This is a genomic window from Colwellia chukchiensis (assembly GCF_002104455.1).
Classification (GTDB): domain Bacteria; phylum Pseudomonadota; class Gammaproteobacteria; order Enterobacterales; family Alteromonadaceae; genus Cognaticolwellia; species Cognaticolwellia chukchiensis.
On record NZ_NBOC01000004.1, the window covers coordinates 34,713 to 59,539 of the forward strand.

Genomic DNA, 24,827 nt, shown 5'->3' on the forward strand with positions numbered 1-24,827 from the left:
GGTATGATGAGCAAACAAGCCACAACAAGTCGTAAAGGCTTATCGAGTGATAGCACAGCGTTAACTTTGCCGCGTAAATTGTTTTTTGCACTGTTGCTGTTGCAACTTTTTAACGTACTCACCTTAGTGCAGCAATTGCATCCTTTTTACCTTGTATTTGCCCTTGCTGCACTGGTGTTGCAATGGCTGGGGTATTTAAAAACGAGAAATCATAGTAAGCGCGCGCAAGCAAGCCTTCAGGCGTTAACTCAAGCCCATAGCACAAAAATATTACCCTCGTGGTTGATTTTAATTTTGGCAATTTCAGGGAGTGTTGTTATTGCGGCTGCGGGTAAATCATTAGGGTTGTTAGCAAGCATGATCCATTTGTTGTGCTTTGCTTATAGTTTGAAACTGTTTGAGATCTCCCAACGTAAAGACTTATATCAGCTGGTGGTTTTAGGGGTTTTTGTCGCCACCACGTCGTTAATTTTTATCCAGTCTATTTATTTTTCCTTGCTGGTTTTAGCGCTAGTATTTGCAAATTTCTACCTGTTATTAAACTTTTTTAGTCCGCAACGCCGATTAGCATCTGAGCTTAAATTATTGGCTAAACTCAGTATTTACTCGCTGCCTTTTGCCATTATATTGTTTGTTGTTTTTCCTAAATTAACGCCATTTTGGCAAGTACCCAATGTTAAGTCGGCGAAAGTTGGCTTATCTGATCGCGTAAAAATTGGTGATATTGCGCAGTTGGCGTTATCGAATGAATTGGCGTTTAGGGTTAGCTTTGAAAATGAAACGCCGTCGCACGCTCAGCTTTATTGGCGCGCCATGGTTTTAGATGACTTTGACGGCGTAAGCTGGCAACAAGCTGGGCAGCGTGCGGGTCAACATCACTATAACCGTTATTATGGCGCTAACAAAGAAAATGCCAAACCATCAGCAAACGTCAGCTTGATAGGTGATGCTATTGACTATCAAGTTATTGTAGAGCCTAGCTTTCAGTCTTGGTTGTTCGCATTAGACTTTGCCACCACGCAACAGGGCAATATTGGTCAACGAGACGACTTTGCTTTGTTTTATCGTGGCATTATTAGCCAAACCACCAGCTATCAAGTAACCAGCTTCTTAGAGGCGATACTTGCACCGAGCCTAAGCCAGCAAAGTCGCGCAACTAATTTACAGTTAGTGACCGAAAATAACCCTAGACTGCTGGCGAAAGCTAAACGCTTACGTCAGCGTTTTCAAAATGATAGCGAGCTAATTCAGCAAGTACTTACCGACTTTAATCAAGGGCGTTACTTTTATACCTTACAACCGCCTCCTGTGGAAAATAACAGTTTAGATCAGTTTTACTTCGACACCCGCGCTGGCTTTTGTGAGCATTATGCCAGTTCGTTTACTTATTTAATGCGCGCAGCGGGCATTCCAGCGCGCTTGGTGGTGGGCTACCTTGGTGGCGAGCTTAATCCACGTGCAAATTATTTAAGCGTTTATCAACGTAATGCCCATGCGTGGGCAGAAGTATGGTTACCTAATCGAGGTTGGCAACGTGTCGACCCAACTGCTGCGGTTGATCCTGAGCGCGTTGAGCGAGGTTTCTCCAATAACTTATTGCAAGAACATGCTAATTTATCTGACAGCTTTTTTTCCATGCAGGGGCTAGGGTCAATGTGGTGGTATCAACAAGTACGCAGTCAAATTGATGCACTGGATTATCAATGGACCCGTTGGGTAATTGGCTATACTGGTCAACAGCAGCTTCAGCTTTGGGCTAAGCTGCGAGCAGTATTTACACAACGCCAAAGCTTGGGGTATGGTTTATTTTTTCTATTAACCTGCGCTTTGCTGCTTGTATATTTTAACCTAATGCAAGATAAACGCCATCATCAAGATAAAATTATAGTCATTTATTTAAAGACTTTAGCGCTATTAGCCAAATATAGCCTGGCAAAAGAAACGGCCATGACCGCACAACAATTTGCGCAAAAAGTTAACCGACAGCGACCTGAGTTATCGGCGTCATTTCAGGCAATAACTGATAGCTTTGCCGCTGTGTCATATCAAGGTCTAACAAACCAACAATATGCACAACACCTCAAAGCCGCTAATCGTCATTATTGGCGCTTGCGATGGCGATTGGGGCTCACTCGCTTAGGAATAAAAAACTGAGGCTAGCATCATGGCTTTTAAGTAAGCGCTAGCAATACGTCGCGACTTAGGCGCGCTTGCATTTTACAATAAACCTCTGTGATGCTAGGTTTTAAGCGTGCGTAATACTTTTTCACTATGATTAAGGAGGCTCGATGACGAAAAATATATTACAACGTGGTTTGGAAAATATTCATACGCCTTTTGCCAGTTTTATAGGCGCGCAAACGACATCTAGCTTGATCCTGTTTTTTTCAACTATCATTGCCTTATGGTGGGCAAATTCAGGGTATGCGGCAAGCTATGTTAACTTAGTCCATACGCCAATAGGCATCATTTTAGGTGATCTCCAAGTAACGGTATCGTTAAAGCATATTATTAACGATGGCTTGATGGTGGTGTTTTTCTTTTTGCTTGGTCTTGAAATAAAGCGCGAAGTATTAGTGGGTGATCTAGCACAAGCAAAAAACCGCCGCATGTTAATTTTTTGTGCCTTAGGCGGCATGGTGCTACCAGCACTGATATACGCATTATTTAACTACTCGCTTGACTCTCAAGCAGGTTGGGGCATTCCGATGGCGACAGATACCGCTTTTGCGCTGGGTGTCTTAACCTTAGTTAGAAAGCATATTCCAACCAGCTTATTAGCTTTTATTGTTGGCTTGGCCATTGTGGATGATATTGGCGCGATTTTAGTGATCGCGATATTTTATACCGAGCAAATTGCGATTTTGCATTTAACGCTAGCCTTTGCCTTAGTCGCATTTCTCGCCTTGGCCAATTACGCGGGTGTTCGGCATGCCTTGTTTTATATTTTAGTAAGTTTAGTCATTTGGCTACTAATGCTTAACTCAGGCGTGCATGCTACTGTCGCGGGTGTAGCTATTGCCTTAACCGTACCCGCTCGCCCGAAAAAGTCCGCAGAAAAATTGTTAGATAAAGCGCAAGCAAAAATACAGCGTTTACAAAAAAACCAACAAGACGTTGATGTATTAGCGAGTAAAAAAGCGCATGAGCAGGTACTGGAAGTGCGCGATGTTGCAGAAGGTGCAAGTACGCCATTGCGTCGTTGGGAAGACGCCTTAAGCTTGCCGGTATCCTTATTTATTTTACCACTATTTGCTTTAACGAATGCCGGCGTTGTGGTGAATATGAATTCATTTATTGATAGCATGACGCAACCTATTGGCGCAGGTATTATTGCAGGCTTAGTGTTAGGTAAGTTTTTCGGAATTAGTTGTGCCTGTTGGCTTGTGTTGCGATTTAAACTGGGTTGTTTACCTAAAGGTGTGAACTTTCAACATGTGATTGGCGCTTCGTTAATTACCGGGATTGGCTTTACCATGTCAACTTTTATCGCGACCTTAGGTTTTAGTCAGCAAGCTGAGCAATTACAATATGCAAAAACGGCCATTTTAATCGCCTCAGTGCTTGCTGCCTTGTTAGGGTGTTTATACCTACGATTGATTGCTGCAAAGACTAAGCAGTAACAAACGCGTTAATTGGCCATTGTAATCGATATATAAGCCATCACGACATTTAGTCGTGGCTTATATCCGCAATTAACGTCCGTTAATGAGCAAGTCCTAGCGGCTGTTAATCTTTTAGGATTAAAGCTTGTGCAATTTAAAATAGCGTTAATCGCGGCGCGAGTTTTGAATAATAAGTAATCTATTAAAAAGTAAGCAACAAAGGCTACCTTCGTTTTAATTGCACCTAAAGGCAGCACTGGTTTGAAATTTATACGCTGTAATCTCCTGTTCGCGGAGCTAGCGATACTTTTCATGCGCTGCCTTGACTAAATACCAAGCAAGTCAGGGGAAAAGTCATCTTGAAAGGTCAACAGTCCTAGTCTTATAGCACTTGATGTGGTTAAATTTAAGCATAAGAAAAATAGCTAAAAAGGCGCGCTTTTGTTCTATCTTTATCCTGCTAATAAAATGGAAAATTTATTAGTGCTGCTTGATAAAATTCAGCAGTTGTCTCCACTTCCTGTGTTCGCCCAAGATACTGTAATTGTGCAAAATGCTGGCATGCAACATTGGCTAAATATGTCATTGGCAAAGCAGCGTGGTATAAGCATGAACATGCGCTATGCTTTACCATCACAGTTTTTATGGCACTTAATTCGCAGTTTAGCCAGTGAGCAAGATGTACCTGAGCAATCACCATTTTCGCGAGAAGTAATGACGTGGCGTATTGATACCTTGCTAGCATCCGCCAAGGTGCTAAAGGACGATAGCTTTAACGTTGCCAGTGATTATTGGCGAGAAAATCAAGCCACTGAGCAAGCATTTACTGAGACCGAGCAGTTAAAGCGATACCAGTTAGCCTGTCAGTTAGCTGACTTATACGAGCAGTATTTAATTTTTCGCCCAGAATGGATCCATGCTTGGCATCAAGGTGAATTTAACGCTTACGACCAAGTGAACTCTGCGAGTACAACGGATAACCAAGCCGATCAAAAGCTAGCTGCACAAAGTAACGCCATTTGGCAAGGCAAGCTTTGGCATTTATTGGTGCAAGAGCAGTCTTATGATCCGCAAGAGTTGGTTGAGTTGGCGATCAAAAATTTACACCATAGTGAAAATCTTAGCGTGCAAGCGTTACCCGAACGGATATCTTTTTTTGGAATCAATGCCATGGCACCGCTATGGCTAGAATTTATCAATGCACTTAGTCAGAAAATTGATGTGCATTTTTTCCATTTAAACCCTTGTTACGCGTATTGGGGCGATGTAGTCACGGAAAAAAATGCCATAGAAGCTTGGCTCAAAGGCACCGACTTTTCGGCGCCAGCGCAAGAGCATACAGATGATCAAGCCAGCGATTTAGCGGACATTAACTTGCCGGTAGGTAATCCATTATTAGCAAACTTAGGCCAACAAGGCCGAGAGTTTATGGCTTTGTTGTACCAATACAGTACCATTAATATCGAGGTTTTTGAGTCAGCGTTATCAGACTTAGCTAATGCAGCTTCAAGCAGTACAGTAACCGATACCGCAACCGAGGCTAACCATGCACTCCAGCGTAGCCAAGCCAATGTTTTAGCCTGTGTGCAACAAGACATTTTATCCCTTAGCGATGCGCGCCAACAGCAAATAAACTCCGCGCAAGAGCCAGCAAAAATTGACGGCTCTATTATTATTACCAGCGCACACAGCGCCTTGCGAGAAGTGCAAGGTTTACACGACTGGCTGTTGCATCAGTTTAATCAAGACCCAAGCTTAACGCCCAAAGATGTCTTGGTTATGTGCCCACAAGTTGAACAATATGCGCCTTATGTTAATGCGGTGTTTACCCGTGGTTGGCAAGACATTGGCGATGAAGTACCGCCATTACCATGCTCAATTGCTGATCGCGTGAGTAAAGATGCCGAGCCATTGGTAGCGGCATTCGCGCAGTTGCTAAGTTTGCCTGATAGTCGCTTTCAAGTGTCGAGTTTAATCGCTTTGCTGCGTTTACCCGCGATGCAAGCTCGCTTTGCCATTAACCTTGATGACATTGAAAAAATTACCCAGTGGCTAGATATAGCAGCGGTTCATTGGGGCTTAGATCAAGCCCATAAACAACAAGTATTAGCGCAAAGCCATGGCGCAATAACTAGCAATGTTGATCCGACAAGGGCCGAGTTAGATAATGTCAGTGATAGTTTTACTTGGCAGCAAGGCTTGTCGCGTTTAATGCGAGGTTTTGCCTTTGCCGATCACAGCGTGATTTATCAAAATCAGCTATTATTGCCAACCATTGAAGGTAGCGACAGTGAGTTGCTCGGCAAGTTAATGTTAATCATTGAGCAGTTGCAATTGAGCGCGGTGAATATGGCCAAAGCACGCAGCGCCCAGCAATGGCAGTTATTTTTGTTTGAGTTGTTAGCACAGCTATTTGACGATGATAACGATAACGGCTTGGCCATTATCCGCCGTGCCATAGAGTCATTAGTCGAGTATTGCCAACACGCGAATTATAGTCAGCACATCAGCTTGGCGGTGATACGCGACTTTTTAAATAGTCACTTTAGTCAACCAGATCCTGGCCGTCAGTTTATGGTGGGCCAAGTCACCTTTTGCTCTATGCTGCCAATGCGCAGTATTCCATTTAAAATTATTGCCGTGTTAGGACTAAACGATGGTGAGTTTCCCCGTCAGAGACAACCATTAAGTTTTGACTTAATGACCACCACAGCGGCTAAACTTGGCGACAGATCGCGCCGGGGTGATGACAGGTACTTATTTCTAGAAGCCATTATTTCTGCACGCCAAGCATTGTATTTAAGTTACCAAGGTAAGAATATTAATAATAACAAGGACCGTCAGCCGTCACTGGTGTTAAAAGAATTAATGGAATACCTTGCGCGTGGCTATGGCTGGCCGTTATTGGGTTTAAATCAAACGCCAACGGCTTGTAGCGCAAACCAAGTACGGCAATTACCGATGCAGGCTTTTAGTGAGCACAACTATCGCGGAGCGTTTGCCAGTTTTGATGCGAACTGGTTGAACTTGGCGCGTGCGGGAAAGAGTGAGGCAAACCATGACATTAAAGGCCAAGCTCAGCCACAAACTCAGTACCCTAATGCTAGCCGTGAAGAACAAGCGGCTGTTAAAGAGCAAGATAACCTACTTAGCAGCGAACTGATCCGTTTTTATCAACACCCGAGTCGCTATTACGCGCAACAAGTACTGAATTTGTATTTAGATAGTCGTGATACCTTGATTAATGATGTTGAGCCATTTGTGCCTAATCGACTCGATAGTTACTTGCTACGTCAAGACTTGCTCAACTATTACTTGGCACCAGAGCAAAGTCGTCAAAGTTGTGAAGATATTTTGCTAACCGCGCGACTGGCGGGCAGTTTACCTGACTTGCCCAGTACCGATGCCTTGATTGCAGGTTGGCAGGCAGATAGCGAAACGTTTAGCCAATTTATCCGTCGTGAGTTGGCACAACCTGGTGCTGAAAATGCCGCATTGTCATTACAACCAATAGATTGTCGTGTTTCGCTTAATCTTGCCGACTTTTGGTCAAGTAACCTAGCACAGCCATCAACAGATGGCACAACACTGTTTTCTGCAGAGCAATTAGCTTGGTTAAAGCCTTTGCTACCTAAAACGCTCACCCTACACACTAAATTAACGCTAGTGCACAATAAAGCCGTACTTTATCGTAGCAGTAGTGCTAAAGCGAAAGACCTATTCTCGTTATATTTGCAGCAATTAATGGTGCAAGTTGCGCAAACGCAAGCCAAAAGCGCTGAGGTTTTTGTCGATATTAGCGCGAGCCATGGTTATTACTTTGACACCAAAAGCCAAACACCCAGCGAGGTTTATTTTACCGATATTGATGACGCAAAAGGGCAATTACTGCGCCTTGTCGCCATGTTTTATTTGGGACAAGGTCAGCCATTATTACTAAACGCTGAGTTGGCCGAAAAAGTACAAAAAAGCAAAGTATTTGAACAAGCACAGTTGCAACAATTTTGGACCGACAGCAATAGTTTTCAAACGTTTGGCGCTGAGCCATACATCAACTATTTTTGGCCGCAATGCCCTGATTATCAGGATATAACACCTAAGCTTTTCAGTATTTATCAACCTATGTTTGCCGCGCTGAAAACTGTCAAAGCAGCGGCTAAAACAAGCGCTAACTCGGGAGCTAAAGCATGAATAACTTAAATGCCAACACCATAGCGCTACAGGGTCGACACCTGATTGAAGCCAGCGCGGGTACCGGCAAAACTCATAATATTACTCGCATTTTCTTACGGGTTTTATTAGAGCGCGAGCTGCCAATAGAACAAATTCTGGTGATGACCTTCACCAAAGACGCCACCGAAGAAATTCGCGGCCGCATTGATGACTTTATACGCGAAAGCTTACACCACTGGGATGAACTCATTGTCAGCGATGATTATTTTAAAACCTTAAATGCTAACCTTAGTGCTAAAAATATCGGCGTGCGCGAAGTCAAAGCGCGTTTAAGACAAGCGCTACTTTATATTGACGAAGCCGCTATTTTTACCATCCATGGCTTTTGCAAGCGAGTGTTAAATCAATATGCCTTTGCCAGTGGTATTAGTTTTAATGCCATAATGGAAACCGACAGCCAAGATATTACCCTAGAAGCGTGCCAAGATTGGTATCGACTTTTAGCATTGGAAAGCAAACATGATAACTCAGCCTTTAACTTAGTGACTGAATTTTGGCCTGAGCCAAGTAGCTTTATCAGTCAATTTTCTAAAGCTCTCAATACGGATAATCAGCTACACGTTGCAAACCCAGAAAATATTACCATTGAATTTAAAGGCCTAGTGCAACAAGCTATTGCCAGTTTACAAGATAATCACGCTTTCTTAACCACGGCATTAATTGATGTTAAAAAAGCTGCAGATCGCGCCTTGCGTCAACAAGAATTAGCGCAACTGTTGACTTGGCTAACGGCGCTCGCTAACGATATTGAAGGCGAGTTGGGTACTATGCCGGCAGCGTTTATTGATGGCAGGCGTTATAGCCGCTCGAAATATAAAGCTGAATTAGTCGAGATTTTTACCGCTGTTAATCAGGTAAAAAAACACCACGCCAATTTACACAAGCAACTCAACCGCGCAAAAGCCTTGTTGGTGGTGAGAGACGGTGTGTATCATATTCGCGCTGAGGTCACGCGCAAAAAGTTACAAGCCAATGTCATGGGCTTTGATGATTTGATCAGCACTTTAAATCATTGCTTAAGTCATGAGCCTGAGCAGGCGTTAGCCAATAGCCTATACGCACAATTTCCAGTAGCGTTAATTGATGAATTTCAAGATACCGACCCGCAACAGTTTTCAATATTAAAAGCGATTTATTATCACCAGCAAAATGCGGCGCTGTATATGATTGGCGACCCTAAGCAAGCCATTTATGGTTTTCGTGGTGGCGATATCTTTGCATACCTTGCCGCGCGTCATGATTGTGATTATCAATGGTTGATGGACACCAATTGGCGCTCAAGTGCTGACATGATCACCGGCTATAATCGTTTATTTTACGGCAACCACTTAAACCAAGAGGGTACTGAGGTTTTTGGTTATCAAATACCCTACTTGCCGGTTAAAGCGTCGCCGAAAGCAGAGCAGAAAGCTTTTAGCGATGGTCAATACCATGCCTTGCAATTTATACATTTTAATGCTGAGGCTATGGATAGCCGTGTCAAGCAAAGTTACCGCAGCACTATGGCCTGTTGGTGTGCTAATGAAATAGTGCGCTTATTAACCAGCCCTGAACTAAAGATCAGCAGTGGCGATATTGCCTTATTGGTGCGCGATGGTACTGAAGCTGCAGATATTAAACAGGCACTCGATCAATACGGCTTAGCCAGCGTGTTTATGAGTAATCGTGCTAATTTATTGCAAAGCCGTGAAACCAAACATCTATTACAAGTGTTACAGGGTATTTTATTTCTCGAAAATGAGCGCTTATTTACCGCGGCGTTAGCGAGCCCGTTAATGGCCTTTGATGCAAAAAAGCTATTGCAATTGCAACAGGATGAGCAGCAATGGCAGCAGCTAAAGTTTAGTTTTGAAAAGCTACGCAATGAATGGCAATTTAAAGGCTTTATTAGTATGGCGTTGCAGTTAATGCATCAACATTTTCATATTGATGTTGCTCAGGAGCAAACAAGTGAAAATAGCACAGATCGCATTTTAACCAACTTATTGCATTTATTTGAATTACTACAAGGGGCGAGCCAACGCCACCGGCAACCACAAGAGTTACTATTTTGGTTTGAGCAACAAAGTCAAATAGATAACCCAGAAGTGGAAGCCGAGCTGCGTTTAGAAAGTGACGAAAACTTAATTCGCATTATTACTCAGCATGGCTCCAAAGGCATGGAGTACCCAGTGGTCTTTATTCCCTTTGCCACCCGTCACAAAGACCCGTTAACCTTTGGCAAACGAAAAGTAAGTGTCATTGAATACCATGATCAGCAAGGCGTAATGCAGCATAGCCTCGACGGCAGTGAGCAAGCCAAAGCCAGTATGGCAGCTGAAGCGTATGCGGAAACTATCCGCTTATTGTATGTCGCGGTAACGCGCGCAGAAAAACGCTGTTATATACTCACTAGTGCATTTGATCACTTTGACAAGTCGCCATTAGGTAAAACCTTAAAATGGACGGCGGATACCGATATTGCCACCAACCTGCAACAATTAACGCAAGATAATAGCACTGAAATTGGCTTAGCGGTGTTAACCGATTATGCGCCGCCAACACCATGTCAGGTGCAGCCGTTAAAGAATGAAACGGCAAGATTAGCTGCGCAGCCAAAAGTTGCTCGCTTTAGTGGCAAAATAGAGCGTGATTGGTGGCTAAGCTCATTTTCTGCCTTGAGTAAAAACTTACGTCATAATGGTGTCTCGGCGCCGGATCGTGATAACCAAGAACTGTTAAGCAAAAATGACGCTGAGCCGAGTGGCTTAATGCCTACGAGCAGTGAACTTCGCTTTACTTTAAGCAAAGGCGCCCATACCGGTAACTTATTACATGACATTTTAGAACAAACCGATTTTTCGGCTCCCGACTGGGAAAAAAGCTGTCACTGGCCCTTACTAAAATACGGTGTTGAAAATTTATCGAGCCATGAAAATGGCCAACCGCAGTTACAGCAATGGTTAACCGAAGTTTTACAAACGCCACTTAACGCTCCCAATACAAAATCTTTGACATTAGCGCAACTTAAGTTGTCTGATACCTTGCGCGAAACAGAGTTCTATTATCCTATGAATGCTGCCAGCAGCGGGCAATTAAGTCAGTTGTTGAGTGCACATCGTAATAGTGCCAGGCAAGGGGGTAACCAAGGTCATCGCGTACACTTACCTTCTTATCAACAACTTAAGGGTATGATGCATGGCTTTATTGATCTGATATTTCAAGCAGATGGTAAATATTACGTTTGTGATTATAAATCCAGTCATTTAGGTGATGATTATCAAGACTACAATAAGGCGGCAATGCGGTTAAATATTGAGAAAAACCATTACGATTTACAGTACCTGATTTATGCCTTGGCACTGCATCGACATTTACAATATGCCTTAACGGATTATTGCCCCGAAAAGCATTTTGGCGGGATTTATTATTTGTATTTACGCGGCATGAGCGCACAACCACAACATAGCGGCTGCGGCGTTTATGCGCGCGCAATAACCTTGGCAGAGTTAGCTAAGCTTGATGCTATTTTTGCAGGAGAAACCGTCGATGGCTGAAGTTACCGTCAATAACGCAAAAGTAAAAAATACCAAGTTAGATCAAGGCGCTGAGTGCTATCGCTCATTTGCGCACGCCGCTCAGCATTTAGCAGGTTTACAGGCGGTTGATTATTTTTTCGCCAAAGAGCTTAGCCAGTGCTTAAGTTTTGCAAAATGCAAAGCTAGCGCTGAGTATGATAGCAGCGCCGCGCATCAATGGCTGCATTTGTTAATCGCCTTAAGTGTTAGCTTACGCGATGGTCATAGCTGTTTACCCATTACTGCGGTAGCAGGTAAACGCTATTTTGTCGATAGTACAACAGACGCTACCGCGCCGTTAGCGGCGAATGGTTTTGAGTTTGCCGATGTTAAGCGCTTAACGAACTTATTGGCACAGTTGCCGCTCGAGGCCAGGCAGCAACAACCCATAGTATTGAGTCACGGGCGACTCTATTTACGTCGCTATTACCAATTTGAACAAGAGCTAAAGCAGGTGCTACAGGCGCGAACCTTGACCTCAGCGCCGCAACGCAATAGTGAACAAGCCAGTACCGTTGGTTTAACAGAAATTAGCGCTATTATAGCGACACTATTTCCAACGTTAGCCAGTGAAAGTGATTCACGCGAGTGCGATATAGACTGGCAAGCCGTTGCGGTTGCCAATGCTTTGAATAAAGACTTTGCCATTATTGCTGGCGGGCCAGGGACAGGCAAAACTTATACTGTTACCAAATTACTGGCCGCACTTATTATGCTGAACCAGCTGCAAAAGTGCTTAGATAATCATAGCGTTGCTGAGCAGGTTGCACCGCGTATCGCCTTAGTGGCGCCAACCGGCAAAGCAGCTCAGCGTTTATCTGAATCTATCAGTAATGCGGTACAAGGCTTTCGTGGCAGTATAGCGGATCAGGTGTTGGACTTAATTCCAGAACAAGCGCAAACCCTACATCGCTTGCTCGGAGTTATTCCAGGGCAAGTGAATTTTCGTCACCATCAAGATAATCTATTGGCCGTAGATATCCTTTTGATAGATGAAGTCTCTATGGTTGATTTGCCGATGATGACCCGCGTTTTTCGCGCCTTACCTGCCAGTTGCAAAGTCATTTTACTCGGTGATGCCGATCAATTACCGTCGGTTGCCGTTGGCAGTGTGTTAGCTGATTTAGCGCCACGTCCGCACCCAGGTTATAGCCCGTTGAATCAGCATTATTTAGCGCAAGTAACCGGTTATCATCAATTAACTATTGATCACAGTGTAAGCCATCAAGAGCACTACAGCGCTGCTGATTGTGTGACCTTTTTGCAGAAAAGTCGCCGCTTTGATGGTGAAGGTGGTATTGGAAAATTAGCAAAACATGTTATCAACGGACACTACCACGAGAGCTGGCAATTGTTGCAGCAAAGCAGCCTAGCAAAAGATGCTCAACCGGCAAGCGGGCAATTAAGCTTACTGTCAGGTGATATTAAAAACTGGCTTGCACCACTGGTTGCTCAGTACTATCACGACTTAAGCCAGTGTGCGCAGGTTGAAGATGCCTTTGCCTTATTGGCCAAGTTTCGAATTTTATCGTCGACCCGAAAAGGTCCGCAAGGAGTCGATAGTCTCAATGCCATGGTGATGGAGTTATTGCGTGAACAAGGGGTAATTGCGGATAACCGCTTTGGCCAGAACGCGAGTAGCCGTTTGTATGCAAGCCAGCCTATTATGATCACTGAAAATGATTATCGCTTAGGCGTTTATAATGGTGATATTGGCTTGCTTTGGCGTAACGCCTCAGGTCACTTAATGGCGGTGTTTGAAAATGCACAAGGCGGTTTACAATGGATTTTACCTTCACGTTTACCGACATTTGACACAGTTTACGCCATGACCATCCATAAAACTCAAGGTAGTGAATTTCAGCATGTTGCTATGGTGCTACCCGAGCAAAAAGACAATAGCTTATTGTCACGAGAATTATTATATACTGGCATTACCCGCGCCAAGCAGCAGTTAAGTATTGCCTGTAGCCAGCAGGTGTGGCAAAGCGGAGTTAGCCAGCAAGTTAAGCGTTATTCGGGTTTAACCGTCAATTAGGGCGTTTTATCCAGATAGTTTTTACGTTAAATTTTAAAAGTAAGTTGAAACATGAAGTTAAAAGAAATAGATAAAACTACCTATCGTAAACATCTCAATATTATCATTGCCGGGTTTATTGCCAGTTTATTGGTGTTGGCCTTGGCCTATGGTCAAGGTTTGATCATGCTGTTTGCCGATAACAATGCCATAGTAAGCGATGCGACCTTAACCAGCGGCAGTGGTGAACCCGCTACGCCTAGCAGTAATTTTAAGTTTAATCTGCTAGGGGTGATTTTAGCGCTACTTACTTGTATGTTTGCACTCCATAAGCTGCGTAGCAGTGATTTTTTTGCCGAGGTTTACTATGTTTGGCAAGTTAAGCAGCTGCAAAACTTAATTTATCGTAAGCTAAAAAAAATTAAGGCCGCGGCGAGCAATGATGATGTCAATGCCTTGATCATTTTAAGTTTTTATTATGCCAGCTTAAAACAAATTTATTTATTAGATGACAATACCTTAACTATGTCTAAACTCAATAAGGATACCAGTGAATTAGCAAGCCAGATAGCAGATAAAAACGTAACGGTAACCCTAGACCAGTTCGACAAATCACTGCTGGCTAATTACTAACAGACAATTAACTTGTGAGGATAAGCTCATGTTAGGTTATGTAACTTTAGGTACTAATAATTTAGAGCGGGCAGTCGCCTTTTACGATGAATTATTTGCCAGCATTGGCGCAGGGCGCTTTTTAGAAACAGAACAATTTGTCGCTTGGGCGAAATCACCCGAACAACCGGGCATGGCGATCACTAAGCCGTTTGATGGTCAGCCAGCTAGCGTTGGCAATGGCGTGATGGTGGCAATTCAACTGGCGTCAACTGATGAGGTGGATGCGTTTTATCAAAAAGCCCTAGAGCTAGGCGCAAGCTGCGAGGGGCCGGCAGGTCCGCGTGGTGACATGGACGGTTTTTATGCTGGCTACTTTAGAGACTTAGACGGTAATAAACTCAATGGTTTTTACCTGAATATGACGCCAGCTGACTAAATATCATTGCAGTACTAAGCGCGCAGTGATGTGCGCTTATGATTAATTAAAGGATAAAATATTACCGATGAAGAAGCTAAAAAATGAAGCTGAACTATTGAAAAAAGCCATCGCGATAGGTGAAGGTTATGCAAAGAACCGCGGCTATACCGGCTTTTCAGCAACCGCGGCAGCTAAGCAAAAAATTGAAAGCTTATATCGCTTATTGGTTAACGATAAGTTGATCCAGCCATTAGCTAAAGACAATGAAGACTTAGCCAGTATGAAACATAAATTAGCATTGTGGATTGCTAAGCAGTTACCTGCCGATCACCCATTGTTAAAGTAGGGTGAAGTTACCTTAAGTCTTATTAGCGGTCAGCTAGGGCCTGTTATTACATTATCGGCGCAGTAACGCGGCTTAACAGGCGGTGATTGTAAAACGCAACACCTAGCATAAATGCCCTTAACGTTGGCAAAATATAAACCTAGCAAGAGTAATAACAGCAAGTTATGAATCGAAAAAAGAAAATTAACCAAACCTTAAAAGCTAAGGCTAAAAAAATGAATGCCAAACGGCAAAAGTCCAATAAACCTAAATATATTTCCAAGGCAGAGCGTGCCGCTATGGCTGTGCAACAAGCGCAAGACAATGCTGACAACCTTGCGACAGCCAAAGCTGATTTAGCAAACCAAGCAGCGCAAACGGACCTCGTTAAAGACTAAGCCAAAGTTAGCGCTTAACTCAGGCTCTAGTTAAAGGTGAAATACCATGCAAGCAAGAACAGAAAAAAGGCTAGTAATTTTTGGTAACTCGGCGGCAGGTAAATCCACCTTGGCCCAGCAGCTAGCAACTCGGTATCAACTTGCGCATTTAGATTTAGACACCTTGGCTTGGTTAGCCGCTAGCGGGGCATCTACAGCACCACAGCGCCAAGCTATTGAGATAAGTGTGGCACAAATCAATGATTTTATTGACCAGCACACAGTCTGGGTAATCGAAGGTTGTTACAGTGATTTACTTAGCCACACCCTTGCTTTTGCCAATGAAGTGTTATTTTTAAACATACCTCTTGAGCTTTGCATTGCCAACGCGAAAAAGCGGCCGTGGGAGCCGCATAAATATAAAAGCAAAGCTGCGCAAGATGCAAATTTAGCGATGTTAATTGACTGGATCGCACAATATGACACCCGAAGCGATAGTTTTTCAAAAGCCGCCCATCAACAACTTTATGCGCAGTTTAGCGGTCACAAGCATCAGCTAACGGATAATCAAGCAAGCATGAATTTCGTGCGCTGACTATAAACCACTATGCTCACCACTTTTTGCGTGGCACAAAGGCTTTGTGTTGCGCTGCATCATGGCTTTGGTTATAAATTTTACGTCGTAGGTTTTTACCCATTAAAATTCTGATTTGATAATACGACTCACGAAAAAGCGCCCAACCTTGGCTACCATGCCAGCTTTTGTTATAAAGCTTTTTATTGGCGGCAAGTGCGTCTGGCGATTGTTTTAATAACGCCTCTGCCCATGCTTGCGCCTCTGCAAGTGGGCTTGGTGTGACGTGTGTCACAACATTTAATGCTAACGCTTGTTCACCGTTAAAGGTTTCAGCGCTCATGGCAAGTTTTTTTGCTTGATCAATAGCCATTAATTCTCGCAGAGCAATGGTGCCGCCCATATCTGGGATCAAGCCCCACTTTCCTTCCATAATTGACAATGAGCTATCAGGGGTGGCAAACCTAAAGTCAGCCCCTAACGCAATTTGTAAGCCACCACCCCAACAACGTCCTTGAATTGCACAAATTACTGGCACAGGAATGCTTTGCCAACCCGTTGAAACTATTTGCGCTAAATTTGCGCGCCAAGGTAATGCTTTAAATAACAGCCGTAACATGCTCATGGGCGATTTCATTATGGCGTTAACGTCTAACCCTGAGCAAAAGTCGCTACCATTGCCAGACACGATAACAGCGCGAATTTTTCGGTTTTTTCTTAACTTCTTAATGGTGCGTGAAATCGCTAAAAACATGGCCATGTCTAACGCGTTTAGTTTATCTGCCCGATTAAGTTTTACATGGGCGATTTGGTTGATGATCTCTACAGTAACTCGTGGCGCTGTCATGGGCTTCTCGGATTATCAGTGATCTTACGATCGCGGTAATATTATATTGTTTAATGGTATGACCAGTACCATAGCGAAAGTCGATATTGATGTCCATAGCAAGGTCAAATGCTAACTGAAAACGGTGCACGGCTAGACGTGAGAATAAATTTTAGCGAATTGTCATAATTACCGAGAATTAATGGCGCATTGTCAGTATACTTTTTACAAAGCAATAATTTAAAGCGATCGCAGATGAAAAATAAATTACTTATTTCGACCTTACTTACCTTAGCAAGTGTCGAGTTAATGAGCATTAATAGCGCACAAGCTGAGCCTGAAAAGGCGTTTGCTATTGCCATTCACGGTGGCGCTGGCACCATTAACCGCAGTAAAATGAGCCCAGCCAAACGCGAGGCGTACGAAGCTAAGCTGAAACAAGCCCGCGATACCGGATATGCTATGTTGGCTTCAGGAAAGTCTAGTCAAAGTGCTGTCATTGCCGCAATTCAAATATTAGAAGAATCCCCCTTGTTTAATGCCGGTAAAGGCGCGGTGTACACCTTTGAGGGTGAGCATGAGCTTGATGCCTCTATAATGAATGGTAAAACCTTAAATGCTGGCGCAGTATCGGGCGTGAAAACAGTAAAAAGCCCCATTGCACTCGCCCAAGCGGTAATGGAAAACTCTGTGCATGTGATGCTAAGTGGCGCGGGCGCAGAAACGTTTGCGCGACAACAAGGCTTACCCATGGTGAGCAATAGCTACTTTAATACCGATGCTAGGTATCAATCCTTATTAAAAGCTAAGAAACAGCTAGCCGATAAAGAGCGCGAGTTGAAAGACTTTCAAGCGGCCCATCAAACCCTTGGCAAGCAATACAAATATGGTACGGTTGGCGCTGTCGCGCTAGATAAATCAGGTAACCTTAGCGCTGGTACGAGTACGGGTGGCATGACAGCAAAGCGTTATGGTCGCATTGGTGATGCGCCTATTATTGGAGCAGGCACCTATGCTAACAATGCCAGCTGTGCGGTGTCAGCAACTGGGCACGGCGAGTACTTTATTCGTTATCATGTTGCCGCCGATATTTGTGCACGGGTGCAATATCAAGGTATTAGTCTTGCCAAGGCAGCAGATATAGTAGTTAATGATGTTTTAGTCGCTGCTGGTGGCTCGGGTGGTGTAATCGCTATCGACCCTTTGGGTAACATTAGTATGCCATTTAACAGTACGGGCATGTACCGGGCCAGTAAATCGTCAAACGGTGAGGAATTTGTCGGGATATTTAATGATGATTAAGCACGGTATTTGCGATAAAAAGGCAGCAACAAAGTGGCTAACAAGCGGCGTAGGCGTGGCGCTATTATTGGCGCTTAGCGCTTGCTCGGATGATGTTGGCAAAGTGAGCTTGGGTTTATTTACCACCAAAGATGTGGTGATCAAAGCACAGCAAGATCCGATCATTAGTGGTGTCACATGCCATATAAGTCATGTAGAGGCCGACTTAGACTTTTCTGATCCCTCTGATATGAGTATTGCCTGTCGCCAAACCGGCGAAATTACCGCCCAGGCGTTAGCGCAAATTGATCGCTCTAAAAATGGCGAAGTGATCTTTAAAGAGTCGAAAAGTATTTTATTGAAAAACTTAAAAGTCAGGCGTATTTATGATGCAGAAAATAAAACCTTGATCTATTTGTCCTATTCAACCAAAGAGTCATCGGGTAGCCATCATCACGCTTTATCAACTGTGCCGCTTTACAACACCCATGCTTGGCAATGGGCGTTGGCGCAACAACCAAGCGACTAAATAAGTAGGCTCAGAATGATAAAGGAAAGATGAGAAAGTAATGATAAAAATCTATGTAAGAAACTATGTAAAAAATTATGTTAGCAAGATTATTTAGCAGCAAAGCGATTATTGACCCCAACACCCAAAATTGGATTTTCGATACCTTTGCTTGGGCAATAGAGCACTTTGATATAGCCGTGTTTCAAACCGAAACCCGTTTGATTTTACCCAGCAACGAATTTTATCCTGGCAAGGTAAGTAGTGTTGATGAAATGGCGCAAGCTATGTTTGTTAATACCAAGCAATATGCCGGCATGCAACACTGGCCGATAGCATTGTCATCAACACAACCGACTTCGAGTACCCGTATTAGTGATTTAAAGCTAGGTCAGGTGCTTCGTGGTGAGCGAGCCGACATTGGTCTAGCAGAAGATAAAGCTGCCATCATGCTGGGCTATTCGCCGCTGCAAGTAAACCAACCGCAAGACTTAATTGCCGCCATTAGCCAAGCACTGGCACGCATTTTAGTGCTAGCTAACCAAGCGCTGCCCCCTGGTGGCAAAGACTATTTACCACAAACCATAGATCTGGTGGCATGTTTTATGGGGTTTGGGGTGATATTTGCTAATACGGCTTATCAGTTTCGTGGTGGATGCGGTGGCTGTAATAACGCCAACTTAAATCGCCAAAGTGCCTTAACTGAGCCAGAAACACTCTATTGTTTAGCGTTATTTTGTGTCTTAAAACAGCAGCCAATATCAGCGGTTAAAGGGCATTTAAAAAAGCATTTGCAAAAAGACTTTACTCGCGCTTATAAAAGTATTGAACAAGCGCTAGTATCGAGTGCGCAACCGGCATTATTAGCCTGTTTAGGGGATAAAATTAGCCAGTAGAATAAATCAATAATATTTTTATAAATAGATGATTTATTTGCAAAAGAGTCTACAGTTAATGATAGATAGAAAAATAATTCGACGCTGAGCAAAGTAAAAAACACGATACTTTTTTAAGGAGCCACTATGGAATCATTGCAAGTACAAGATTATATGGACCACTACCCCGTGACCTTTACGCCAGAAATGGTCGTAGAAGAAGCGGCGTTACGGTTTTTAAAAACCAAACAAATAGGTGGCCCTGTTATCGACCAAAGTAACCGTTTGATTGGCTTTTTATCAGAAAGTGATGTGTTAGCAAAAATGATTGAGACCATTTATTATAATGAGCACATTGCTGATGTTAACGACTTAATGCGCAAAGAGGTTTTAACCGTAAAGCCCTACGACAGTATTATCGAACTTGGCCAACAAATGCTGAAAAACAAGCCGAAAGTTTACCCAGTTGTTGATGACGGCGGTAATCTGGTGGGAACAATCTGTCGTAATGATGTCTTGCGCGCCATCGACTTGCATTTGCGCTCAGGCTTTAAAGGGAAATAAAATAAGGGTCTGTTGAACTTTCAGAGTTAAAATTTATGCAATTTAAAACGGGTTTAATGGCAACGCGAGCTTTGCATAATAGTTACGTTATTTAAAAAGCGAGCAACAAAGCGTAAATTTGTTTTAAATGCACCTAAAGGCAGCACTTGTTTGAAATTTATACCACGTTATCAGCTGTTTGTGTAGCTAGCTACACGTCACAGCTTCTGCCTTGTCTAAATGCCAACCAAGTCGCTGTAAAAGTCATCTTAAAAGATCAACAGACCCTTGGCTCTGTTGAATTTTCAGAGTTAAAATTTATGCAATTTAAAACGGATTTAATGGCAACGCGAGCTTTGCATAATAGTTACGTTATTTAAAAAGCGAGCAACAAAGCGTAAATTTGTTTTAAATGCACCTAAAGGCAGCACTTGTTTGAAATTTATACCACGTTATCAGCTGTTCGTGTAGCTAGCTACACGTCACAGCTTCTGTCTTGTCTAAATCCCAACCAAGTCGCTGTAAAAGTCATCTTAAAAGATCAACAGACCCTAGCCTAAAGCTCAAGTTAAAGTGTTAATTGAGCTTAACGCATTCCTGCTTATATATTCATTTGCCGTCATATAACTGCTAAACTTAGGCTTTTGTTACTATTGCTTTGAGTTCGTTTTGTCTAAAATCTCTCCTGAAAATCCTGTTACGCCTAAACAACAACCTCAGTCTGATCAAGAAAGCTTAAACATTAATGCGTTATTTTCGCTGTTAACACAGGTTAAGCAATCAGATAAAGCGCGCTTGAGAAAACGCTTATTAGGCGTGAAAAAGATAGCGAATGCCACAAAACAGGCAAAAGCGTTGCAACAAATTGCTCATGCCATTGAACAATCAATCGCCAATAAACAATGGCGCTTAGCCAATATCCCAAGCATAAACTTTCCAGAAGGTCTGCCTGTTTCAGACAATGTTGAGGTAATTGCTAAGGCGATAAGTGAAAACCAGGTGGTGATTATTGCCGGTGAAACTGGCTCGGGAAAAACCACACAAATTCCCAAAATTTGCTTACAGCTTGGTCGCGGTGTAGATGGCTTGATAGGTCATACACAACCGCGCCGCATTGCTGCAAGAACCGTTGCCAATCGTATCGCTGATGAGTTAGGAACTAAGTTAGGCGCGACCGTGGGCTATAAAGTGCGATTTAATGACCACGTCAGTGAGCAAAGCTATATTAAGCTAATGACGGACGGAATTTTATTGGCTGAAATGCAAAAAGATCGCTTATTGCGCCAATACGATACCCTAATTATTGATGAAGCCCATGAGCGTAGTTTGAATATTGACTTTATTCTCGGCTATTTACGGCAAATATTGCCAAGACGGCCAGATTTAAAAGTCATTATTACCTCTGCGACCATAGACCCAGAAAAATTTGCCAAACACTTTGCCAATGAGCGTGGTGAGCTAGCACCTATGATAAGCGTGTCAGGGCGCACTTATCCGGTTGAGATGCGCTATCGACCGCTGCATGAGTCAAGTGATAGCAATGACAACGAAAACGATGTTATTACGGGTATTCTTAATGCGGTAGATGAGTTAAGTGCTGACAGTCAGGGAGATATTTTGGTATTCCTCAATGGTGAGCGAGAAATTCGAGATACCGCACGAGCACTAGAAAAAGCCAATTTGCGCCATAGCAATATTTTGCCCTTATATTCACGCTTAACCATAGCAGAGCAAAACTTAATTTTTAAGCCTCACAGTGGTCGTAATATCGTTTTAGCAACAAACGTCGCCGAAACGAGTTTAACTGTGCCTGGCATTAAATATGTCATTGACCCAGGTACGGCAAGGATCTCCCGCTATAGCTACCGCACAAAAGTACAACGGCTGCCAATTGAGCCAATTTCACAAGCCAGTGCTAATCAGCGTGCTGGACGATGTGGCCGGGTATCATCGGGGGTTTGTATTCGCCTGTATTCAGAAGAAGACTTTTTAAATCGTCCAGAGTTTACCGATCCGGAAATATTGCGCACCAATTTAGCCACCGTTATATTGCAAATGCTGGCGTTAGATTTAGGTGAGATTGCCAATTTTCCTTTTGTACAAGCCCCAGATAATCGCAATATCAATGACGGAGTGCGGCTATTAGAAGAGTTAGCGGCTATAGATGCCAGTAGCAAAGGTGTTAGGTTAACGGCTATTGGTCGGTCGTTGGCAAAGTTTCCGGTAGACCCACGCTTGGCAAAAATGATCTTAACCGCCGTGGATTTAGGCTGTATAGAGCAGGTAATGATAATCGTTAGCGCGTTAAGTATTCAAGATCCGCGTGAGCGGCCACACGAAAAACAGCAAGCAGCAGATGAAAAACACAGTCGCTTTAAAAACAAGCAGTCCGATTTTATAAGTTTATTGTCACTATGGGCTTATATTGAACAGCAGCAAAAGCAGCTTAGCAATAATCAGTTTCGCCGGTTATGTCAGAAAGAGTTTTTGTCTTATGTGCGTATTCGTGAGTGGCAAGATATATATAGCCAACTAACGCATGCACTACGAGAATTGAAAATTCCCATGAGCCGAGTTGAACTAGACTTCACTGAAGATAAAGACCCTAAGCAAGCAAACCCCAAGCTAGATATTGTGCATCAAGCGATATTGTCGGGCTTGTTAAGTCATATTGGTCAGCTTGAAGAAAACCGCGAATATAAAGGTGCGCGCGGCAGTAAGTTTTTTGTTTTTCCAGGCTCCGCGTTAGCCAAAAAATCACCCAAATGGCTAATGGCAGCCGAGCTTGTAGAAACCAGTCGCTTATTTGCCCGTATGGCCGCAAAAATTGAGCCCCATTGGCTAGAGCAACTTGCGCCACACCTGCTTAAACACACTTACAGCGAGCCACATTGGGAGAAAAAGCAAGGGGCGGTTATGGCCTTTGAGCAAGTCTCACTTTATGGGTTAGTCATTGTCAGTAAGCGTAAGGTTAACTTTAATAAAATTGAGCCCGAGACATGCCGCGATATTTTTATTCGTGAAGCACTGGTTAATGGCGACAGCACCATAAAAGAAGCTTTCTTAAATACTAATCGCCAACTAGTGGACGAAATTGAAGCGCTAGAGCAAAAAGCGCGCCGTAAAGATTTTTTGATTGAAGAGCAGCAGCTGGTTGATTTCTATAGTGAAAAACTTCCCTCAAATGTCATATGTCAGCGCAGCTTTTTGGCATGGTGGAAAAAGCAAAAACAAAGCAACGGCAAGTACTTAAACTTTAGCAAAGCGTTTTTATTAAAAGAAAGCGCGGTGATGTTATCGGCTAATGAATACCCTGAAACTTGGCAGCAGGGCAGTTTAACCTTGCCACTGAGTTATCATTTTAGCCCCGGTGATGTCGATGATGGTATCAGTGTTATGATCCCCGTTGGCATTTTAAATCAAATCGACAATCTTGGCTTTGATTGGTTGATTCCGGCATTAAGATTGGAGCTGATCACCGCTTTAATTCGCGGTTTACCTAAGTCGTTACGGCGCAATTTTGTCCCCGCACCTAACTATGCCCAAGCCTGTTTAGCGGCCTTGCCAAACACTGAGGAGCCTCTTACCTTAGCACTGGCCAAGCAATTATTGCGCATGACTGGCGTACGCTTGCCTGATGATGTTTGGCAAGGGGTTGAGTTAGTACCGCATCTTAGAATGAATTTTAAAGTTGTTAACGAGCAAGGCAAATTACTCAAGCATGGTCGTGATCTTGATGCTTTAAAAGACAGTTTACAAGGCAAAGTACAAGCATCAATTAAAAAGGTTGCCGATAAAGGCATTGAGCGCAGCAATATTGCTCAGTGGGACTTTGCGCATTTACCAAAAAGTTATGAGAAAAAAGTCGCGAATATCACCATAAAAGCATTCCCTGCACTAGTGGATAAAAATAAATCGGTGGCAATTGAGCTTTTCGAACATGAAAGTTTAGCGCAGCAAGCCATGTTAGATGGCGTCAGTCGCTTAATATTATTGAATATTCCGTCGCCGCTAAAATACTTGCAAGAAAAGCTGCCCAATAAAGCAAAGTTAGGTTTATATTTTAATCCCTTTGGTTCAATTAGTGATTTATTAGCAGATTGTATTGTGGCTGGATGTCAGTTTTTAGTTAAGGACTATGGCGAATTGCCACGCACTGAAGCAGAGTTTAATGCTTGTAAAGAACACGTGCGAGCAGAAATTGCCGATTGTGTGTTGAATGCGGCGATAAAAGTTGAACGGGTGTTGAGTTTAACACACCAGATTCAGAAAAAAATGAAAGGTAAAATGTCGCTTCAAGTTGTGCAATCTTATGGTGATATAAAAAGCCAATTAGAGGCGTTAGTTTTTAAAGGCTTTATTACCAAGGCAGGTTATCAACGCCTAGATGATATAGCGCGTTATTTAACAGCGATACAACGACGTTTAGAAAAACTCAATATTGATCCAAACCAAGATCGCCTGAAAATGTTAGAGCTAGAAAAAGTACAAACAGCATTAGATAAGGCGGTTTCGCAACAGCCAAAAGGGCAACCGCTTGCTGATGCTTTGGCACAAGGTTACTGGATGATAGAAGAGCTACGGGTATCACTTTTTGCCCAAAACTTAAAAACACCGTATCCAATTTCAGCCAAGCGCATACTGAATTATTTAAAAGAAAACAGTTGAACACAGACAATGATTTGACAGCATGGGTTACGGTGAGTATAAGTAAAAGAGGATAATTATAAAAACACTCTGGAGTAGCAATGGTTAATTACGATGATAAACGCAACTTTTATCGCATGATGTTAAACAGTGAAGTTACTGTGACCATTATTGACGACGAAGCTAATAGTAAAATTACAGCCACCTGTCGAGATTTAAGTGCTACTGGAATTGCAATTGAGATGGAGCATCCGTTAGAGATGAACACTGCGGTGCACATTAGTGTTCAGTCGGCTAATAGCGCCGTTCAGCCGCTGGACGTAAAAGGTAAAGTGGTTCGTGTTAAAGAAGAGAGTAGTAACTGCTATCTGATTGGTATTAACATTTCAGAGATAGATTAAAAGCGATAGTCGTAGCGAACCATGG

17 protein-coding genes are annotated in these 24,827 nt (G+C 43.1%); 16 read left to right on the forward strand and 1 reads right to left on the reverse strand.

Annotated features, from left to right (window positions below; translation table 11 throughout):
• The first annotated feature begins 3 nt into the window (after window positions 1-3).
• From B6K83_RS06650 to B6K83_RS06700, 10 genes are all read left to right on the forward strand, one after another.
• Complete coding sequence (locus B6K83_RS06650; protein WP_085284169.1) at window positions 4-2,154, forward strand: transglutaminase TgpA family protein; 2,151 nt, start codon at window positions 4-6, stop codon at window positions 2,152-2,154.
• A 134-nt stretch (window positions 2,155-2,288) separates the two neighbouring features.
• Window positions 2,289-3,623: a Na+/H+ antiporter NhaA gene (nhaA, locus tag B6K83_RS06655; RefSeq protein WP_085284170.1), complete on the forward strand. Its 1,335-nt coding sequence runs from the start codon at window positions 2,289-2,291 to the stop codon at window positions 3,621-3,623.
• A 423-nt stretch (window positions 3,624-4,046) separates the two neighbouring features.
• Window positions 4,047-7,796, forward strand: coding sequence for an exodeoxyribonuclease V subunit gamma (gene recC / locus B6K83_RS06665; protein ID WP_085284172.1), 3,750 nt, complete (start codon window positions 4,047-4,049; stop codon window positions 7,794-7,796).
• Window positions 7,793-11,374 carry an exodeoxyribonuclease V subunit beta gene (gene recB / locus B6K83_RS06670; RefSeq protein WP_085284173.1) on the forward strand — a complete coding sequence of 1,194 codons (3,582 nt, stop codon included), beginning with the start codon at window positions 7,793-7,795 and terminating at the stop codon, window positions 11,372-11,374. Before recC ends, recB begins: the two co-directional genes overlap by 4 nt.
• A complete protein-coding gene (recD, locus tag B6K83_RS06675; protein ID WP_085284174.1) occupies window positions 11,367-13,433 on the forward strand; it encodes an exodeoxyribonuclease V subunit alpha in 2,067 nt (688 codons plus the stop codon). Before recB ends, recD begins: the two co-directional genes overlap by 8 nt.
• Before the next feature lie 51 nt (window positions 13,434-13,484).
• Window positions 13,485-14,045: a DUF3087 domain-containing protein gene (locus B6K83_RS06680; RefSeq protein WP_085284175.1), complete on the forward strand. Its 561-nt coding sequence runs from the start codon at window positions 13,485-13,487 to the stop codon at window positions 14,043-14,045.
• Window positions 14,046-14,073: 28 nt separating this feature from the next.
• Window positions 14,074-14,463 carry a VOC family protein gene (locus B6K83_RS06685; RefSeq protein ID WP_085284176.1) on the forward strand — a complete coding sequence of 130 codons (390 nt, stop codon included), beginning with the start codon at window positions 14,074-14,076 and terminating at the stop codon, window positions 14,461-14,463.
• Window positions 14,464-14,530: 67 nt separating this feature from the next.
• A complete protein-coding gene (locus B6K83_RS06690; protein ID WP_085284177.1) occupies window positions 14,531-14,791 on the forward strand; it encodes a DUF5062 family protein in 261 nt (86 codons plus the stop codon).
• 164 nt (window positions 14,792-14,955) lie between these two features.
• Complete coding sequence (locus tag B6K83_RS06695) at window positions 14,956-15,168, forward strand: DUF2986 domain-containing protein (RefSeq protein WP_085284178.1); 213 nt, start codon at window positions 14,956-14,958, stop codon at window positions 15,166-15,168.
• 46 nt (window positions 15,169-15,214) lie between these two features.
• On the forward strand, window positions 15,215-15,742 hold the full coding sequence (locus B6K83_RS06700) for an AAA family ATPase (RefSeq protein ID WP_085284179.1): 528 nt from the start codon (window positions 15,215-15,217) through the stop codon (window positions 15,740-15,742).
• A 16-nt stretch (window positions 15,743-15,758) separates the two neighbouring features.
• Here the strand turns inward: B6K83_RS06700 and B6K83_RS06705 are convergent, their stop codons facing one another.
• On the reverse strand, window positions 15,759-16,568 hold the full coding sequence (locus B6K83_RS06705; protein WP_085284180.1) for a crotonase/enoyl-CoA hydratase family protein: 810 nt from the start codon (window positions 16,566-16,568) through the stop codon (window positions 15,759-15,761).
• A gap of 234 nt (window positions 16,569-16,802) precedes the next feature.
• Between B6K83_RS06705 and B6K83_RS06710 the strand changes: the two genes are divergently transcribed.
• The 6 genes from B6K83_RS06710 to B6K83_RS06740 all read left to right on the forward strand — a co-directional run bounded on the left by B6K83_RS06710 (window position 16,803) and on the right by B6K83_RS06740 (window position 24,802).
• Window positions 16,803-17,849, forward strand: coding sequence for an isoaspartyl peptidase/L-asparaginase family protein (locus B6K83_RS06710; protein ID WP_085284181.1), 1,047 nt, complete (start codon window positions 16,803-16,805; stop codon window positions 17,847-17,849).
• On the forward strand, window positions 17,839-18,357 hold the full coding sequence (locus B6K83_RS06715; RefSeq protein WP_233143840.1) for a CreA family protein: 519 nt from the start codon (window positions 17,839-17,841) through the stop codon (window positions 18,355-18,357). The genes B6K83_RS06710 and B6K83_RS06715 overlap by 11 nt, the downstream gene beginning before the upstream one ends.
• 77 nt (window positions 18,358-18,434) lie before the next feature.
• On the forward strand, window positions 18,435-19,232 hold the full coding sequence (locus B6K83_RS06720; protein WP_085284182.1) for a hypothetical protein: 798 nt from the start codon (window positions 18,435-18,437) through the stop codon (window positions 19,230-19,232).
• Window positions 19,233-19,358: 126 nt separating this feature from the next.
• Window positions 19,359-19,775 (forward strand): CBS domain-containing protein, encoded by a 417-nt coding sequence (locus B6K83_RS06725; RefSeq protein WP_085284183.1) that lies wholly within the window; start codon window positions 19,359-19,361, stop codon window positions 19,773-19,775.
• Between the two features lie 657 nt (window positions 19,776-20,432).
• Window positions 20,433-24,422 (forward strand): ATP-dependent RNA helicase HrpA, encoded by a 3,990-nt coding sequence (gene hrpA / locus B6K83_RS06735; RefSeq protein ID WP_085284325.1) that lies wholly within the window; start codon window positions 20,433-20,435, stop codon window positions 24,420-24,422.
• Window positions 24,423-24,502: 80 nt separating this feature from the next.
• Entirely contained in the window at window positions 24,503-24,802 is a 300-nt protein-coding gene (locus tag B6K83_RS06740) for a PilZ domain-containing protein (RefSeq protein WP_085284185.1), read from the forward strand.
• Window positions 24,803-24,827 lie beyond the last annotated feature (25 nt).